Source organism: Collimonas sp. GW821-FHT07E08, from assembly GCF_059418905.1.
This window is the reverse complement of sequence record NZ_JBWKQR010000004.1, coordinates 259,605-275,914: the sequence shown is the minus strand read 5'-3', so window position 1 is coordinate 275,914 and position 16,310 is coordinate 259,605. Positions and strand designations below refer to the sequence as shown.

19 protein-coding genes are annotated in these 16,310 nt (G+C 59.0%); 14 read left to right on the top strand and 5 right to left on the bottom strand.

Going from position 1 to position 16,310, the window contains the following annotated elements; translation table 11 throughout:
- Window positions 1-6: 6 nt before the first annotated feature.
- Complete coding sequence (locus AC07RZ_RS07440; RefSeq protein ID WP_494667470.1) at window positions 7-912, bottom strand: LysR family transcriptional regulator; 906 nt, start codon at window positions 910-912, stop codon at window positions 7-9.
- 97 nt (window positions 913-1,009) lie between these two features.
- Between AC07RZ_RS07440 and AC07RZ_RS07435 the strand changes: the two genes are divergently transcribed.
- From AC07RZ_RS07435 to AC07RZ_RS07425, 3 genes are all read left to right on the top strand, one after another.
- Entirely contained in the window at window positions 1,010-1,891 is an 882-nt protein-coding gene (locus tag AC07RZ_RS07435) for an EamA family transporter (RefSeq protein WP_494667469.1), read from the top strand.
- A 196-nt stretch (window positions 1,892-2,087) separates the two neighbouring features.
- Window positions 2,088-2,795, top strand: coding sequence for a DUF6088 family protein (locus tag AC07RZ_RS07430; protein WP_494667468.1), 708 nt, complete (start codon window positions 2,088-2,090; stop codon window positions 2,793-2,795).
- Window positions 2,792-3,847 carry a nucleotidyl transferase AbiEii/AbiGii toxin family protein gene (locus AC07RZ_RS07425; protein WP_494667467.1) on the top strand — a complete coding sequence of 352 codons (1,056 nt, stop codon included), beginning with the start codon at window positions 2,792-2,794 and terminating at the stop codon, window positions 3,845-3,847. The genes AC07RZ_RS07430 and AC07RZ_RS07425 overlap by 4 nt, the downstream gene beginning before the upstream one ends.
- A 140-nt stretch (window positions 3,848-3,987) precedes the next feature.
- Here the strand turns inward: AC07RZ_RS07425 and ppa are convergent, their stop codons facing one another.
- Complete coding sequence (gene ppa / locus AC07RZ_RS07420; protein ID WP_014006739.1) at window positions 3,988-4,527, bottom strand: inorganic diphosphatase; 540 nt, start codon at window positions 4,525-4,527, stop codon at window positions 3,988-3,990.
- 207 nt (window positions 4,528-4,734) lie between these two features.
- Between ppa and AC07RZ_RS07415 the strand changes: the two genes are divergently transcribed.
- From AC07RZ_RS07415 to AC07RZ_RS07390, 6 genes are read left to right on the top strand one after another with little or no spacing between them, the layout of a single operon-like run.
- The gene (locus AC07RZ_RS07415; RefSeq protein ID WP_494667466.1) at window positions 4,735-5,382 is read left to right on the top strand and encodes a GbsR/MarR family transcriptional regulator; all 648 of its coding nucleotides are present in this window, start codon (window positions 4,735-4,737) and stop codon (window positions 5,380-5,382) included.
- Between the two features lie 4 nt (window positions 5,383-5,386).
- On the top strand, window positions 5,387-5,629 hold the full coding sequence (gene cydP, locus AC07RZ_RS07410; protein WP_144738442.1) for a cytochrome oxidase putative small subunit CydP: 243 nt from the start codon (window positions 5,387-5,389) through the stop codon (window positions 5,627-5,629).
- Window positions 5,626-7,218, top strand: coding sequence for a cytochrome ubiquinol oxidase subunit I (locus AC07RZ_RS07405; protein ID WP_494667465.1), 1,593 nt, complete (start codon window positions 5,626-5,628; stop codon window positions 7,216-7,218). Before cydP ends, AC07RZ_RS07405 begins: the two co-directional genes overlap by 4 nt.
- Window positions 7,219-7,228: 10 nt before the next feature.
- A complete protein-coding gene (gene cydB / locus AC07RZ_RS07400; RefSeq protein ID WP_494667464.1) occupies window positions 7,229-8,371 on the top strand; it encodes a cytochrome d ubiquinol oxidase subunit II in 1,143 nt (380 codons plus the stop codon).
- A 19-nt stretch (window positions 8,372-8,390) separates the two neighbouring features.
- The gene (cydX, locus tag AC07RZ_RS07395; protein ID WP_092393316.1) at window positions 8,391-8,561 is read left to right on the top strand and encodes a cytochrome bd-I oxidase subunit CydX; all 171 of its coding nucleotides are present in this window, start codon (window positions 8,391-8,393) and stop codon (window positions 8,559-8,561) included.
- Window positions 8,558-9,061 carry a DUF2867 domain-containing protein gene (locus AC07RZ_RS07390; protein WP_494667463.1) on the top strand — a complete coding sequence of 168 codons (504 nt, stop codon included), beginning with the start codon at window positions 8,558-8,560 and terminating at the stop codon, window positions 9,059-9,061. The genes cydX and AC07RZ_RS07390 overlap by 4 nt, the downstream gene beginning before the upstream one ends.
- On the opposite strand, the gene AC07RZ_RS07385 is transcribed toward AC07RZ_RS07390, so the two are convergent.
- On the bottom strand, window positions 9,058-9,300 hold the full coding sequence (locus AC07RZ_RS07385; RefSeq protein ID WP_494667462.1) for a hypothetical protein: 243 nt from the start codon (window positions 9,298-9,300) through the stop codon (window positions 9,058-9,060). The two genes, AC07RZ_RS07390 and AC07RZ_RS07385, sit on opposite strands and share 4 nt — an antisense overlap.
- A 103-nt stretch (window positions 9,301-9,403) precedes the next feature.
- Between AC07RZ_RS07385 and earP the strand changes: the two genes are divergently transcribed.
- Window positions 9,404-10,558 carry an elongation factor P maturation arginine rhamnosyltransferase EarP gene (earP, locus tag AC07RZ_RS07380; protein ID WP_494667461.1) on the top strand — a complete coding sequence of 385 codons (1,155 nt, stop codon included), beginning with the start codon at window positions 9,404-9,406 and terminating at the stop codon, window positions 10,556-10,558.
- A 138-nt stretch (window positions 10,559-10,696) separates the two neighbouring features.
- On the top strand, window positions 10,697-11,266 hold the full coding sequence (locus AC07RZ_RS07375) for an elongation factor P (RefSeq protein ID WP_144738448.1): 570 nt from the start codon (window positions 10,697-10,699) through the stop codon (window positions 11,264-11,266).
- Window positions 11,267-11,383: 117 nt separating this feature from the next.
- Here the strand turns inward: AC07RZ_RS07375 and AC07RZ_RS07370 are convergent, their stop codons facing one another.
- A complete protein-coding gene (locus AC07RZ_RS07370) occupies window positions 11,384-12,634 on the bottom strand; it encodes an MFS transporter (protein ID WP_494667460.1) in 1,251 nt (416 codons plus the stop codon).
- A 233-nt stretch (window positions 12,635-12,867) separates the two neighbouring features.
- Entirely contained in the window at window positions 12,868-13,302 is a 435-nt protein-coding gene (locus AC07RZ_RS07365) for an Rrf2 family transcriptional regulator (protein ID WP_092393292.1), read from the bottom strand.
- Window positions 13,303-13,432: 130 nt separating this feature from the next.
- Here AC07RZ_RS07365 and AC07RZ_RS07360 point away from each other — a divergent pair, with 130 nt between their 5' ends.
- The 3 genes from AC07RZ_RS07360 to AC07RZ_RS07350 all read left to right on the top strand — a co-directional run bounded on the left by AC07RZ_RS07360 (window position 13,433) and on the right by AC07RZ_RS07350 (window position 16,289).
- Window positions 13,433-13,720, top strand: coding sequence for a helix-hairpin-helix domain-containing protein (locus AC07RZ_RS07360; RefSeq protein ID WP_494667459.1), 288 nt, complete (start codon window positions 13,433-13,435; stop codon window positions 13,718-13,720).
- 65 nt (window positions 13,721-13,785) lie between these two features.
- Entirely contained in the window at window positions 13,786-14,700 is a 915-nt protein-coding gene (locus tag AC07RZ_RS07355) for a LysR family transcriptional regulator (RefSeq protein WP_494667458.1), read from the top strand.
- A gap of 272 nt (window positions 14,701-14,972) precedes the next feature.
- Window positions 14,973-16,289 (top strand): MFS transporter, encoded by a 1,317-nt coding sequence (locus tag AC07RZ_RS07350; RefSeq protein ID WP_494667457.1) that lies wholly within the window; start codon window positions 14,973-14,975, stop codon window positions 16,287-16,289.
- Window positions 16,290-16,310 lie beyond the last annotated feature (21 nt).

Genomic DNA, 16,310 nt, shown 5'->3' with positions numbered 1-16,310 from the left:
GACGTTTCAGGACGGCCGCTGCAAGCCCTGCTCTACCGCTTCCAGGAACAGCCTGACCTTGGACGACAGGTAGCGGTTCGGCAGGTAGATGCCGTACAGCCGGCGGCGCGGCAACGGCGCGTATTGCGGCAGCAGCTTGAGCAGCTTCTTTTGCGCCAGGTCGGCGCCGATCATGTAGTCCGGCAGCAAGCCTATGCCCATCCCGCGCAGGATGCATTCGCGCAGCCAGACGCTGTTATTGCAGTTGATGTGCGGATCGATGCCGATTTCGTGGTGCTGCCCCGGCTTGCCGCCGATTTCCTCGAACTGCCACACGTCCTTGGCTGACATCACGTTGTCGGCCAGGCAGTCGTAGGCCGGCAGTTCGGCCAGCGTCTGCGGCTGGCGGCGCGTGGCGAAATATCCGGCGCTGCCGACCACGCTCCAGTCGATCTGGTGCAGCAGGCGCGCATGCACATTCTCCGGCGGCGTGGTGGCGATGCGCAAGGCGACGTCGATGCCGCGCTCGGCCAGGTCGAAGAACAGGTCGGACAGCGTCAGCTCCAGTTCGATCTCCGGGTGCCGCCGCATGAAATCGCAGATGATGTCCGGCAGGCAGGCATTGGCGAAATTGGCCGGCGCCGTCACCCGCAAAATTCCCTGCGGCGAATCCTGGCGGCGCAATACCTCCTGCTCCGCTTCCGCCACATCCGACAAGATGGTCTTGCAGCGCCGGTAAAACAGTTCACCGGCTTCGGTCAGGCTGAGGCTGCGCGTGGTCCGTTGCAGCAGGCGCACCCGCAGCTCGCGCTCCAGCGCACTGACCTGTTTGCTGATGTGCGAATTCGACACTTCCAGCCGTGCCGCCGCAATTGAAAAGCTGCCGTGGTCCGCCACGGCGGCGAACGCCACCATTCTTTGCAAATCGATCATATTTTTTATAGAGAAACAATGATTTTATAAAAGCCGCTTTAATCATCACACAGAAACAATAGACTTGCTTCATCCTTCCCTTACGGAGCAATTCGAGATGCAACCCACCGACATTTTGCTGGCAGTACTGACCGTCTCCATCTGGGGCTTCAATTTCGTCGCGATCAAGATCGGCCTGCAGGGTTTGCCGCCTATCCTGTTTTGCGCATTGCGCTTTATCTGTGCGGCGCTGCCCCTGGTGTTTTTCATCAGGCGGCCGGCAATTCCCTGGCGTCTGCTGATCGCCTACGGCGGCTTGCAGTTCGCCGGCCAGTTTTCCTTGCTGTTCTACGGGATGAAGCTGGGATTTGCGCCGGGCCTGGCGTCGCTGGTGATGCAGCTGCAGGTCTTTTTCACGGTCGGACTGGCGGTTCTCGTCCTCGGAGAACGGCCGCGCGCGGCGCAGGTTGCTGGCGCCCTGATCGCCTTTGCCGGCATGGGCCTGGTAGCCGCGCACCTGGACGGCGCCGCTACCGTCATCGGCTTCCTGCTGGTGGTGGGTGCCGGCCTCAGCTGGGCCGCCGCCAATATCGTCACCAAACAGATCGGCAAGGTCAATCCGCTGGCGCTGGTGGCGTGGGGTTCGCTGCTGGCGGCGCCCGGCCTGCTGCTGGCTTCGCTGGCGATCGAAGGGCCGGCGGCCTGGCAGGATGCCGCCGCTCGCTTCAGCTGGATCTCGGCCGGCGCCGTGCTGTTCCAGTCTTATCCGACCACCATCCTCGGTTTCGCCATCTGGTCGACCCTGATGCGCAAATACCCGGCCGCCACGGTCGCCCCGTTTTCGCTGCTGGTGCCGGTGGCCGGCATGCTGAGCGCGAGCCTGGTGCTGGGCGAAGCGCTGCAGCCGTGGAAAATCATGGCCGGGCTGCTGGTGCTGTGCGGTTTGCTGCTGAACCAGTTTGGCGGACGCCTGATGCTGCTGGTGAAAGCGGCTAGGTAATAAGGACAATGCTCCTTCGGGTTACAACAGTCCGCGCACTATAAAATCCCCGCGTGCGGGGTCAAGGCCATGACAGCGCATAGGTAGCCACAAATGGTGGAGCGGCTCTCAGATCGTCCGAAATAAAACCACATTTTTCGGACAAATTCTTGAAAAATGTCCGAAAAAGATATATAAATATCGGACAGGAGAAATAATGTCTGCTCTTAAATCCCACATTTCGGCACTGATCGAAGCAGCTGGCCCTAGGCAAGTCTGGGTACCAACCGATTTTGCACAGCTGGGCAGCCGTGATGCCATCGACAAGACTCTGCAGCGCATGGTGCAGGCAGGAGAGTTGCGTCGTATCGACAGAGGCCTATATGACCGGCCCAAGCTGAATAGCCTGACCGGGCGCCCCACGTCTCCGGACTATCGTTCAGTGGTGGAAGCTATTGCCCGCCGGGATCAATTGCGCCTGCTGGTCGACGGCATGACCGCCGCCAATGACCTTGGCCTGACCGATGCGGTACCGGCTCGCATCACCATCCATACCGACGCCCGCCGTCGCACAGTGCAACTAGACAAGCTAGTCGTTGAGTTCAAGCAGACGGCACCCAGCCGCCTTTATTGGGCGGGGCGTCCGGCCATGCGCATCGTACAGGCGTTGTATTGGTTGAAAGACACATTGACTTCGGAGCGTTCTCTTGTCCTGAACAAATTGTCCAAGGTTCTGGACGATCCTGTACACGGCGCCGCGATCCGCCGCGATCTGCGCGAGGGTTTCAACGTATTGCCGGCGTGGATGCAAAGCCTGGTCCGCGAGCTCCCCGGATGTGCGCCGCAGGCGACACGTCAATCTCCCGGGACTGAAAAGCCGCCATCAGTGCGTCGCCGCAATGTCAAATACGTGGAGGCGCATTGAATCCGGCATTCCATGCTGTCATCACTGCCAGCGATGACGAGCGCCGAGATTTGTTTCTCGGCGCGGCAACCCGTCTTGGCACAGCGGTCCAGAATGTCGAAAAGGACTTCTGGGTCTGCTGGGTGCTGGACGCACTGTTCAACGGCCTGGAGGGTGGCGGCCCCCGGCTGCTGTTCAAGGGCGGCACCTCGCTTTCCAAGGCTTTCGGCCTCATCTCGCGCTTTTCCGAAGACATTGATATCACCGTGTTCCGTGATGATTTAGGACAAGGTGCAGAAGCTGCCGATCTGGATGCGCTGAGCGGGAGGAAGCGCCGTGCACGTCTCGAAGCCATCCGCGATGCATGTCAGGGCTATGTCGCTGGGCCGTTGACCGCGCAATTCATCCAGCTCGCATCATCCGTCATTCCCGCAAACCGTTTTCGGCTGGAACCCGACCCCGACGACAAAGATGGCCAGAGTCTGCTGTTCTGGTATCCCGCGGTCACGGTTACTGCCGGCGATTACATCCGTTCAGCCGTCAAGATTGAGGCCGGCGCCAAATCTGCCCTCGATCCGCATGCCGCAGCCACCGTCACGCCGTATGTTACGCAAGATCTTCCCGACCTGGACTTGACCGTGACGAATGTTATCACTGTGAATCCAGAACGTACTTTTTGGGACAAGGTCATGATCTTGCACGGCCTCCGCCAGTGGCACGATCGTCGAGGCGAGTTACGACACGGCGGGCAACGCGTCTCACGCCACTACTATGACGTGCATCAACTGATGCAGGCCCCGCTAGCTGCCATGTGGCAATCCGATCACGTGCTGGCGACCGATTGCGCCCGCCATGCAAGGCTGTTCTTCGGCAGCGCCGATCTGGGGCTCGATATTGCCGCGCCAGGTACGTTCACGTTGACGCCGAGCCTCATGATGCGAGATGCCATTGAAAGAGATTACGAAGCAATGACCGGCATGATCTTCGGCCACATCCCGCAACTTGATGCGGTACTGAACAGCGCAGAACGCTTCGAGCAAATCGTCAACGGCGCGGATTCACTCCCCCCTTAGAGAGACTCGCTGTGGCGTACCTCATGTAGATCAAACAAATTTGGAGCTGGTTATTGCATGAAATTAAAAAGCCCCAAAAGTTGGCATCCAACTTTTGGGGCTCAGTTCAAAGTGCGCTTTTTTATTAAACCTGGGGCAAATTACGCCGCAACGGATTTCTTGTAAGACTCGACGCCAGACAGGATTTCCTTGCGCGCTTCATCCGGACCGAACCAGCCGTCGATCTTGACCCATTTGCCCTTTTCCAGGTCTTTGTAGTGCTCGAAGAAATGCTGGATCTGCTTCAGGCGCAGTTCATTCATGTCTTCCGGCTTTTGCCAGTGCGTGTAGATGCTCAGCACCTTGTCGACCGGCACAGCCAGCAGCTTGGCGTCCTGGCCGGCTTCGTCCGACATCTTCAAGACGCCGATCGGGCGGCAGCGCACCACCACGCCTGGGAACAGCGGGAACGGAGTAATCACCAGCACGTCGACCGGGTCGCCGTCGTCCGACAAGGTTTGCGGGATATAGCCGTAGTTGCAAGGGTAATGCATGGCAGTACCCATGAAGCGGTCGACAAAAATCGCGCCGGACTCCTTGTCGACTTCGTACTTGATCGGATCGGCATTCATCGGGATCTCGATGATGACGTTGAAATCGTTTGGCAAATCGCGCCCGGCCGATACTTGATTCAGACTCATGGTGTGCTCTCGTCAATAATTAAAAATTCGCTACAAAACCTTCTCAGCCTGAAATTATAACGGCTCAATGCCCTATCGTGCGATGCAACATCGACTTAGTTGCTGCAAAGACAGCGATTCGCCCGGATGAATAACCATAAGGCAACGACCTTGCATATTTTCCTGTTTTGACTTATATTTCAGTAATTACTGAAAATTCAAAACATCATGACGCCCCCAATCACCACCCAGCCCGCAGGCAGTCCGCTCACTCCCCTCACGCCGCTGACCCAGCGCTTCATCTCGCATTTCGGCGAAATGGGCAGCCGCTGGGGCATCAACCGCACCGTCGGCCAGATCTACGCCTTGCTGTATGTGCTGGGCCAGCCGCTGAACGCCGACCAGATTGCCGACTACCTGACCTTCTCGCGCTCGAACGTCAGCATGGGCCTGAAAGAACTGCAGTCATGGCGCCTGGTCAAGCTGCTGCACCAGCCGGGCGACCGCCGCGAATACTTCGAGCCGCCCAAGGATATCTGGGACATTTTCAAGACCCTGCTGGAAGAGCGCCGCCGGCGCGAGATCGAGCCGACCTTGTCGATGCTGCGCGACGCCTTGCTGGAAAACCCGGCCAACGACACCGACAAACAGGCGCAACAGCGGATGCGCGAGATGTACAATCTGATCGAGCTGTCCAGTTCCTGGTTCGACGATGTGCAACGCCTGTCGCCGGAAACGCTGGCGTCGCTGATGAAGATGGGTTCCAAGGTCAAGAAACTGCTGGATGTGCGCGACAAGTTCCGCGTCGGCTCCGGCGGCAGCAAGAGCCACCACGATCACCCCGATGTGCAGCTGACGGTTCAGCTAAAGGAATAGACGCATGCAGTCTTTCTCCGCCAACAAAAGATTCACGCGGCTGCCGCTGGCAGTCGAGATCACCCTGATCCTGATCGTCAAGATCGCCCTGCTGACGCTGCTCTGGAAAGCTTTCTTCTCCGAGCCGCAAACCAAGAAAATGCGCATGCCGACCAGCCTGGTCGAACAGCATTTCCTGAGCCAGCCGCCCGCTGCACCTGCATCTTCCTCACCCTCCCACCCTTCCCCTTCGGAGACCCGCCAATGATTCCTATTGATGAAGTCGTCGCCCTGTCCCGCCTGCAATTTGCGGCGACCGCGATGTTCCATTTCCTGTTCGTGCCGCTCACCCTGGGACTGGCCTGGATCCTGGTCATCATGGAGTCGGTGTACGTGATGACCGGCAGCCCTGTCTATAAAGACATGACGCGCTTCTGGGGCAAGCTGTTCGGCATCAACTTCGCCATGGGGATCGCCACCGGCATCACGCTGGAATTCCAGTTCGGCACCAACTGGTCCTACTATTCGCATTATGTCGGCGACATTTTCGGCACGCCGCTGGCGATCGAGGGCATGATGGCCTTCTTCCTCGAATCGACCTTCGTCGGCCTGTTCTTCTTCGGCTGGGACCGCCTGTCGCGGGTCCAGCATCTGCTGATCACTTTCCTGGTGGCGCTGGGCTCCAGCCTGTCGGCGCTGTGGATCCTGATCGCCAACGGCTGGATGAACAATCCGGTCGGCGCCGAATTCAACTATGAAACCATGCGCATGGAGCTGACCAGCATCGTCGACGTCATCTTCAATCCGGTGGCCCAGGTCAAGTTCGTGCATACCCTGTCGGCCGGCTACGTCGCCGCCTCCATGTTTGTGCTCGGCATCTCCGCCTTCTACCTGCTGAAAGGACGCGACACCGCGTTTGCCCTGCGTTCGTTCGCGATTGCCGCCGGCTTCGGCCTGGCGTCGACCTTGTCGGTGATCGTGCTGGGCGACGAATCCGGCTACACCGCCGGCGAAGTCAACAAGGTCAAGATGGCGGCGATGGAAGCCGAATGGCATACCGAACCGGCGCCGGCCGGCATCACCGTGTTCGGCTGGCCGAACGAGAAAGAACAGCGCACCGATTTCGCCTTCAAGATTCCCTACGTGCTGGGCCTGATCGGCACCCGCTCGGTGGACAAGCAGATCAGCGGCATCCACGACCTGAAAAAAGAGCACGAAGTACGCATCCGCAACGGCATGCTGGCATATGCCGCCCTGACCCGCCTCAAGGGCGGCGACAAGTCGCCGCAAGCGATTGCCGATTTCGACAAGCTGAAACACGATCTCGGCTACGGTCTGCTGTTGAAGAAATACACGCCGAAGGTGGTCGACGCCACGCCTGAGCAGATCGCCATGGCGGTCAACGACACCTTTCCCAAGATCGCGCCGATGTTCTGGTCGTTCCGCCTGATGGTCGGCCTCGGCATCCTGTTCCTGTTCATTTTCTCCTGCTCGTTCTATTTCCTGATCCGCAAGAAACTGGCCAGGCAGCGCTGGCTGCTGCGCCTGGCGATGTACAGCATTCCGCTGCCATGGGTCGCAATCGAACTCGGCTGGCTGCTCGCCGAATACGGCCGCCAGCCATGGACCATCTCGGGCGTGCTGCCGACCCACCTGTCAGCCTCGACCCTGCAGCCTGGCAGCCTGTATTTCAGCCTGGCCGGCTTCCTCGGCTTCTACAGCTTCCTGTTCGTCATTGAAATGATACTGATGGTGAAGTACGCGCGGCGCGGCCCAAGCAGCCTGCATACCGGCAAATACCACTGGGAACTGCTGGACAAGCCCAGCGCCAGCCACGACCACACCGCCAAGGCCTAAGGGGAACAGCATGATCTTTGACTATGAAACACTGAAAGTGATCTGGTGGGGTTTCGTCGGCGTATTGCTGATTGGCTTCGCCCTGACCGACGGCTTCGACTTCGGCGTCGGCATGCTGCTGCCGTTCATCGGCAAGACCGACGGCGAGCGGCGCGTCATCATCAATTCCATCGGCAGCACCTGGGAAGGCAACCAGACCTGGTTCATCACCGCCGGCGGCGCCATCTTCGCGGCCTGGCCGCTGGTGTACGGCGCTGCGTTTTCCGGCTTTTACGTAGCGCTGATGCTGCTGCTGTTCTCGCTGTTCTTCCGCCCGGTCGGCTTCGACTACCGCAGCAAGGTGGCCGACACGCGCTGGCGCAATGCCTGGGACTGGGGCCTGTTCGCCGGCGGGTTCGTGCCGCCGCTGATTTTCGGCGTGGCGTTCGGCAACCTGTTCCTCGGCGTGCCTTTCCACTACGACGACACCATGCGGGTCGAATATACCGGCAACTTCTTCCAGCTGCTCAATCCGTTCGGGCTGCTGGCCGGCCTGCTGAGCGTGTCCATGCTGCTGATGCACGGCGCCGCCTACCTGCAGGTCAAGACCGACGATGTGATCGCCCGGCGCGCCCGCGGCGTCGCCAGAATCGCCGGCCTGGCCACCGCCGCGCTGTTCATCGCCGGCGGCTTCTGGGTCGCCTACGGCATCCACGGCTATCGCATCAGCGCCATGCCGGACATGAATACCGCCTTCATGCCGACCGCTAAAACCGTGACCACTGTCGCCGGTGCCTGGTTCGACAACTATGCGCGCTGGCCGGCAACCTGGGCATTGCCGATCGTGGCAGTGGCCGCGGCTTTGCTGTGCACGGCATTCAGCAGCGCCGGCAAGTCCATGGCGGCCTTCCTGTCGAGCGGGGTCAGCGTCACCGCCGTGATCCTGACCGCAGGCGCTGCGCTGTTCCCGTTCATCATGCCGTCCTCGCTCGACCCCAGCAGCAGCCTCACTATCTGGGATGCGGTATCGAGCCACAAGACGCTGGGCATCATGTTCTGGGTGGTGGTCATCATGCTGCCTATCATCATGCTGTACACCACCTGGGTGTACCGGGTGATGCGCGGCAAGGTCACCCTCAAGCATATCGAAGACAACGAACACACCGCTTACTGACCGGACAAGGGAGAAACTTATGTGGTATTTCGCATGGATATTGGGAGTCGGCCTGGCGCTAGCGTTCGGCATCATCAACGTCATGTGGCTGGAAGCGAACTACGCGTTCGGCAGCCGCGACGAAGAAACCACCCGCGAGCGGTTTGAAAGCGCGGCGGCCGAGTACGAAGCCAGGACGCGTAAGAAATGAACGACACCGCGCTCCTCGTCATGCCGAGCCCAAGCTGCAGCGCACTGTTGCCCGGGCATGATTTTGTCGACGCTTACCAGGTCCAGGCTGGCATGCCGGGACTGGACGCGCGCCGGGCAGCCGAGGCTATCCTCAGGAATCCGCCTGCCTGGATAAAACGGCTGGTGTCGACACGCAACCGCGTGGTCAGGCTGTTTCAACTGAAAACAGTTGAGATAGGCGTGGATGATGCGGGTGCCCAGCAGCCCACGATAGGCGGTTTTCCTGTCGTTGCGCAATCACCGCAAGAGGTAGTGTTAGGGTTCGACGACAAGCACCTGGATTTCAGGGTCAGCGTGACGGTCGCGCCTGCCGGCACCGCCGGCACGCTGGTGACCGTCAGCACCGTAGTCAAGACCAATAATCTCCCGGGACGAACTTATCTTGCAACGATCATGCCTTTTCACCGGATCATAGTCCGTCATCTGCTGGAGCACGCCCGCTTCGACCGAGCCGCCTAGCCGGCTTGCGTTTCGGCTTCCGTTGCCGCCGCGGCCACGTCACCGTCTTCGCTGCGGCCTTCGCCGCCGGCGCTAATGGCCAGCGCTACCTGCTCCAGCTTGGTCACCGCCACATTCAGCGAATCGTTGACCTGCGCCTTGGTGTGCCCGGGCATGGTTTCCGCTATCTGCGCCACGGCTCCTGCCAAATCGATTACCGCCAGCGTCAGGTCGGCAATCAGGTCGCGCTCATTCGTCATCTTCGTCGTCCAGTGTCATACGGGGGACGGCATTATTACATTACACTGTCAAATGCAAAACCGCCGGGCAATAAAAAAAACGGCACACACTGGAACCTGGATCTTGGACCAACATCATCAAAAGACGACCTTGGCATTGTTTTGCAAGGTGGTCGACAACTACGGCGACATCGGCATCTGCTGGCGCCTGGCGCGGCAGCTGGAACAGGAACACGGCATAGCCGTGACCCTGTGGGTAGACGACCTGCAGAGTTTCCAGCGGATCTGTCCGCAAGTCGCCACCGACCGCGAGACGCAGCAGGTGAGCGCCGTCACGATACGCCACTGGCGCGGCCAGGACGGCGTGTTTACGGCCGCCGACATCGCCGACATCGTGATCGAATTTTTTGCCTGCGACATTCCGCCCGCCTATATTGCGGCGATGGCGGAACGTGTGCCGCATCCGGTATGGCTGAACCTGGAAGGGCTCAGCGCGGAAGCATGGGTGGAAGGTTGCCACACATTGCCTTCGCCCCAATCGCGCTCCTTGGTCAAATATTTTTTCTTTCCCGGCTTCACCGGCAAAACCGGCGGCCTGCTGCTTGAATCCGGCCTGCTGCAGCAGCGCCAGGCATTCCAGGATGACCAGGCCGCCATGGCGGCTTTTCTGCGGCAGCTTGGCGTCACGCCCGCTGAAATGGCGTCCCTCAAGGTTTCCCTGTTCTGCTATCCGCAGGCGCCGGTCGCGGCCTTGTTCAAGGCATGGCAAGGCGGCGGCAAGGCGATTACCTGCCTGGTGCCCGAAGGCGTTGCCGTCGACGCCGTCGAGGCATTCCTGGGACAAGCGGCGCCAGCCGGCGCCAGCGCAACGCGCGATGCATTGACCGTGCGGGTGCTGCCCTTCCTTCCCCAGCAGGACTACGACAAGCTGCTATGGGCCTGCGACCTCAATTTTGTGCGGGGCGAGGATTCCTTTGTGCGCGCCCAGTGGGCCGGCAAGCCGTTTGTCTGGCATATCTATCCGCAAGACGAAGACTTGCATCACGTGAAATTGAACGCATTCCTGCAGTCCTATGCGGCCACCACGGAAAAGCTGGCCGAATTTTCCCTATGCTGGAACGAAGCCACGAAAGCAGCGGTGGACTGGCCTGCGCTATGGCCGTCATTTGCAGCCGATATGCCGAAAATTGCCATGATGGCCATGGATTGGCAGCAGCAAATGTTGGCAAATGGCGACTTGGCCGGCAATTTACTGAAGTTTGCCGAAACAGTTAGATAAGCCGCGCGAAAAAATAGGTTAAAATATACGGCTAATTTTTGACGCAATTAAAAATTCAATCATACGTTGGCTTGCGGCGTTTTTTGCCAGTGGGCTACAGATGATTCTCAAGTAACCTACTTTTTACGTATATTCGCTATGAAACCTGCAAAAGAAATTCGTGTTGGCAACATCATCATGGTTGACAGTAAGCCTATGATCGTCTTGCGTTCTGACGTCAACGGTTCGAGCCGCACGGGCTTCACCTACAAGTGGAAACTGAAGAACCTGCTGACCAACGCCCCGATGGAAAACGTTTTCCGCGGCGACGACAAGTTCGACGTGGTCGTGCTCGACAAGAAACCGGTGACCTATTCGTACTTCGCCGATCCGCTGTTCGTGTTCATGGACGCCGACTACGAACAGTATGAAATCGAAGAAGAAAACCTGGGCGACGCCCTGCACTACCTGAAAGACGGCATGGAATGCGAAGCCGTGTTTTACGACGGCAAGGCAATTTCGGTCGAACTGCCGACCACCATCACGCGCCAGGTTGTCTACTCGGAACCGGCGGTCAAGGGCAACACTTCGGGCAACGTCCTGAAAGAAGCCAAGATCGAGAACGCCATCGAAGCGAACCAGCACATCGTCATGGTGCCGCTGTTCGTCAGTTCCGACGACATGATTGAAATCGACACACGCACCAACGAGTTCAAGAAGCGCGGTTAATACCTTCCCGCCCATAAAAAAACGCTGCCGATTTATCCGCAGCGTTTTTTTTCGCCTGGCCAGGATGCAAGCTTGGCCAACAGCCGGCGCAGCAGGCCCGGCCAAGCGGGCGGCCGGTTATTGGCTCAAGGTCTCGGCCAGGTTCTTGTTGTTGAAACCGAAGCTGGCGATCACCGCCAGGCTGGCCAGCGCCAGCGCGCCGCCCAGCCACAAGGTGGCCGGGATGCCGAGCGAATCGACCACCACGCCGCCGGTGGACGAACCCACCGCAATGGCTACCTGCACGATGCTGACGAACAGCGCGGAACCGGCTTCCGGCAGATCAGGCGACGACAGCTGCAGCCAGATGCTGGCGCACAAAGGAATGGCGCCGAATGCTACGCCCCAGGCCAGCACCATGGTCACGACGCCGGCCTGGGATGCATGCAGCAGCGGCAACGCCAGCAGCGCCACCATCAGGATCGCCACCATGGAAAACAAGGACAGCTGCAGGTTGCGCGAGACGGTGGTCGAGATCCCGAAGTTGGAAACAAACCCGACGAAACCGAAGCCCAGCAATACCGATGTAATTGCCGGCAGGCTCAATCCTGCGCTTTGCACCAGGAACGGCGTGACGTAGGTGTAGGCGGAAAAGTGCGCGCCGAACACCAGCGCTACCATCAGCAGGCTCTTGCGGATGGTGGCGCGGCCCAGCAAGGCGCCCAGGTCGCTGAAGCGTATCGCCGCTTTCGAAGGCAGCGAAGGCAGCAGCAGTGCTTGCGCAGCCAGCGCCACGGCAGCCAATACACCGGTGGCGATGAACGATGCGCGCCAGGAAGCCAGGGTGCTGATGAAGGTTCCAAGCGGCACCCCGATCACGGTGGCGAAGGTGACGCCGGTGAGTATCATCGCGGTTGCCTTGGCCGCATGCTCTTCTTTTACCAGCCGCGCCGAAGTTGCCAGCGCCAGCGTCCAGAATCCGCCCAGCGCGGCGCCCAGCAAGGCCCGGCCCAGCAGCATCGTGCCGAAGCCGGGCGCCATCGCCGAGATCAGGTTGGATGCCAGCAGCAGCACCGACAGCATCAGCAAGATCAGGCGGCGGTTGATGCGCCCTGCTCCCAGCATCAGCGCCGGCGCCGAGATTGCTGCAATTACGCCCGGCGTGGTCACCATCAAGCCGGCGGTGCCGGGCGAGACGCCGAGGTCGCGCGCGATTTGCGGCAACAGCCCGACGGGCAGGAATTCGGTCGTGACAAAAGCAAACGCGCCTATCGCCACCGCCACCACCGACAGCCACGAGCGCAAAGGCGATGCCGCGCTGCCGGCACGAATCGGCAGATCGAGGAGGCTGTCGTTCTGGGCGCTGATCGCCGCCATATTTTTTTCCATGTGAAACTCCTGTTCGTTACGTCCGATAGAACTGACTGAAATCAATAAAAATGCAGCCGGTGCTGGCCACCCGCACCGGCTGCCTTGCATCAGGTTTGCCGCGGCCCCATCTCGCCACAGCAAAACTGTATTATTTTTTAATACAGTTTAAAATATAAAAATAGGATCAAATTTCGATCCGGCGCCAAATTAACTGTATATGATTTTTATACAGTTAAATATAAAAAAAACCACTACTTGCCAGGCTTGTCGGCAATCTTGTTGACCAGCTCGGACAATTTCCTTTCCCGCAAAATATCCAGCAAAGCCCCTTCGACTTCCGACACCACCGGATCAAGCACCATGTCCATGCCGCAGCTGACCGGGCAGCAAAGGTCTTTCGAGCGCGTATTGTGCTTCAGCACCGGCCCCTCTTCCACCGCCTGGTAGATCTCGGCCAGGTTGATGTCCGACGCCGGCCGCGCCAGCTGCACGCCGCCGCCCTTGCCTTCCTTGGTCAGCACCAGCCTGGCCTTGCTTAGCTTGCGCAGCAGTTCACGCACAAAAACGGGATTGGTATTGACGCTGGCAGCAATGGCCGTGGAGGGGTAAAACACTTCCCCGCCCCTGGTAGCGTACTCGACGCTGACTAAAATATGTGCCGCCACGGCAAATCGACTCGACTTCATACTGTAATATTATTCGATACAGATGCTGCCGGTCAAGTAATTTTGCTGCATAAGCTTATGCCGGACAGGAACAAACGCCGAGGCAGTGTCACAATGAGCCAACAGCTACAAAATACGTAATGGAGAGCGAATGCCCAAATATCTCGACAGGGCCGCCGTAGTACGGCTGGAGGATTTGCCGAATATCGGCAAGGCCGGCGCTGCCGACCTGCGCCGCATCGGCATTCAGAGCCCAGGTCAATTGGTCGGCCAATCGCCGCTGCAGATGTACGACACCCTGTGCGCCAAAACCGGCACCCGGCACGATCCGTGCGTGATCGACGTGTTCATGTCAGCGGTACGCTACATGGAAGGCGCCGAACCGCTGCCGTGGTGGTCATACACGGCAGAGCGCAAGCGCCTGCTCAAGTCAGGATAACTGACCATGCAATTTGCCGCAGCCTCCGAACCAGGTGATTCATATCCCACGACAAGAGAGCAAAAATGCAATTGACCTGGCTTGAAGATTTTGTCGAGTTGGCTCGGACACGCAGCTTTTCCCGCGCCGCGGAAAACCGCTTTGTCACACATCCGGCCTTCGGGCGCCGCATCCACGCACTGGAACAATGGGTGGGCGCGGAACTGGTTGCCCGTACCCAGCCATTATCCCTGACGCCGGCCGGCTTGCAGTTTCTCGATGCGGCAACACACACGATCGATGTCTTGACTGCGGTCCGGGCGCAATTGCAAGATACAGCCCAGCAGCCCGACGAGGTATTGCGTGTTGCCACCGGCCGCACCTTGGCGCGCACTTTTTTCCCCGGCTGGTACGAAGCGATCAACCGACGTTTCGGCCCCTTCCCGGTCTCGGTCAGTACCGGCGGCGCACAAGAGGTGATCTTGCGCTTGTCGAGCGGCGATGTCGATTTGCTGATGATCTATTCCAGCCCTACCACGCGCTTGCTGATCGATCCCCGGCGTTACGAATCTGTCACGCTGGCGCGCGAGGTGCTATTGCCGGTCAGCGCACCGGATGCCAAGGGACTCCCCAAGTTCCGACTACCGGCCGTCGACGCGGCGACACCGATTCCCTGGCTGGCTTTTTCCCAGTCGCTGACGCTACGCGGCGTACTCGCCAGCCACCTGGCCGCGCTGCCGCAAAAATTATCGCTACGCATGACCTACCAGGCCGATTCCTACGAGTCGATCCTGGAAATGGCCAAGCGCGGCGCCGGCCTGGCCTGGCTGCCGCAACGGTTGGTGCAGGAAGATTTAAAGCAGGGCAATCTGCTGCTGGTCGGCGATGCGGACATGCGCGTCAGTTTCGACATTTCTCTCTATCGCATGAGGGGCAATACCAATGCGCTGGTCAACACGATCTGGGAAGGCGTTTCTGCCGATGTCATCGATGACGAATGACAGCCGTCGCCTTGCATCACACTGATAACGCCAGACACGGCACCTCAATAAAAAGCACGAACCTGTGCCGAAACGGCAATTGGCGCGGCCCTGGGCTCCCTATACTTCCACAAATTTTCAAAAATCATGGATAGGCACGGCACACGCTGCAGGTGTGCCCTGCAGATCATCGGCAGCCTCCTATCCAGCCAGTTTTGAAAATCAAAATAGCGCCTCATCTTGCATTTTCCGCATCCGATGAAGTGCAATACCTATAATTCTGGAGCCATCGCATGTCATCACAATTACGAGCATCGGGAGCCCGCAGCTTGCCGATCAGCAAACCGCATAATCCCTGGAAAGAAATTTGCGCAGCCAGCATCGGCAACGCGCTCGAATTTTACGATTTGCTGATCTACGGCTATTTCGCGATTGTGATCGGCAAGCTGTTCTTTCCGGCTGCGGACGAAACCACTTCTTTATTGCTGAGCGTCGGCACCTTCGGCATTTCATTCGTCATGCGTCCGCTCGGAGCCATCATCCTGGGTTCGTATGCTGACCGCGCCGGACGCAAGGCATCGCTGACGGCGTCAATCTTCATCATGATGGTTGGTACGGCAATGATTGTTTTTGCCCCGACTTATTCACAAATCGGTATTGCGTCGCCGTTGATCGTGATCGTGGCCCGCATGTTGCAAGGCTTTTCTACCGGCGGCGAGTTCGGCGCAGCAACTGCATTCATGGTCGAGCATGCCGATTCCAAACGAAGGGGCTTCTTCGCCAGCTGGCAATTGTCGACCCAGGGACTGGCAACCGTGCTTGCGGCCGGGGTCAGCGCGTTCCTCAGCTATGCGTTGACAGATATGCAATTGAACGACTGGGGCTGGCGGCTTGCGTTCGGCGTCGGGTTGCTGATCGGACCGGTAGGCATGTACATACGCAGCCAGATCGACGAGACACCTGAGTTCAAGAAAGTTGCCGCAGCCAAGCCCGAGAAATCGCCGTTGAAAGTAGTGCTGATACGTGACCGCATCAATCTGCTGCTAGGCATTGGGGTGGTCGCGGGCGCCACCGCATTCAACTACGTTCACAAATTGTACATGCCGACCTATGCGCTGAAACAATTGCATATTCCAGCGACCTCTTCATTTCTCAGTGCGATGGTGACCGGCCTTGTCCTGATGATCAGCGCGCCGGTGTTTGGTGCGCTGTCGGACCGCTACGGGCGTTTCCGCGTACTGTCGATTGCGATGCTGACGATAGGCTGCACCTCCTATCCACTGTTCCTGCTGTTGACGACCTGGCCGACGGTCGGCACCTTGATGCTGGTCCAGGGCCTGGTCGGCCTGCTGATTGCGGCATCCCTCGGACCGGTGCCTGCGATGCTGTCCGATATCTTTCCGACCAGCACCCGCGGCACCGGACTCGCCCTCAGCTATAACTTTTCGGTGACCTTATTTGGCGGCTTTGCGCCATTGATCGTCACCTGGATGATTGCCTCCACCGAGAGCAAGCTGGCGCCGAGTTTTTATGTGATGGCAACGGCCTCGGTCAGCATTGTGGCAGTGCTTGTGCTCGGTCGCCGGATGGCGCGCCGCCGGCCGGTCTGAAACTCTCCCTCTTTTTCAATT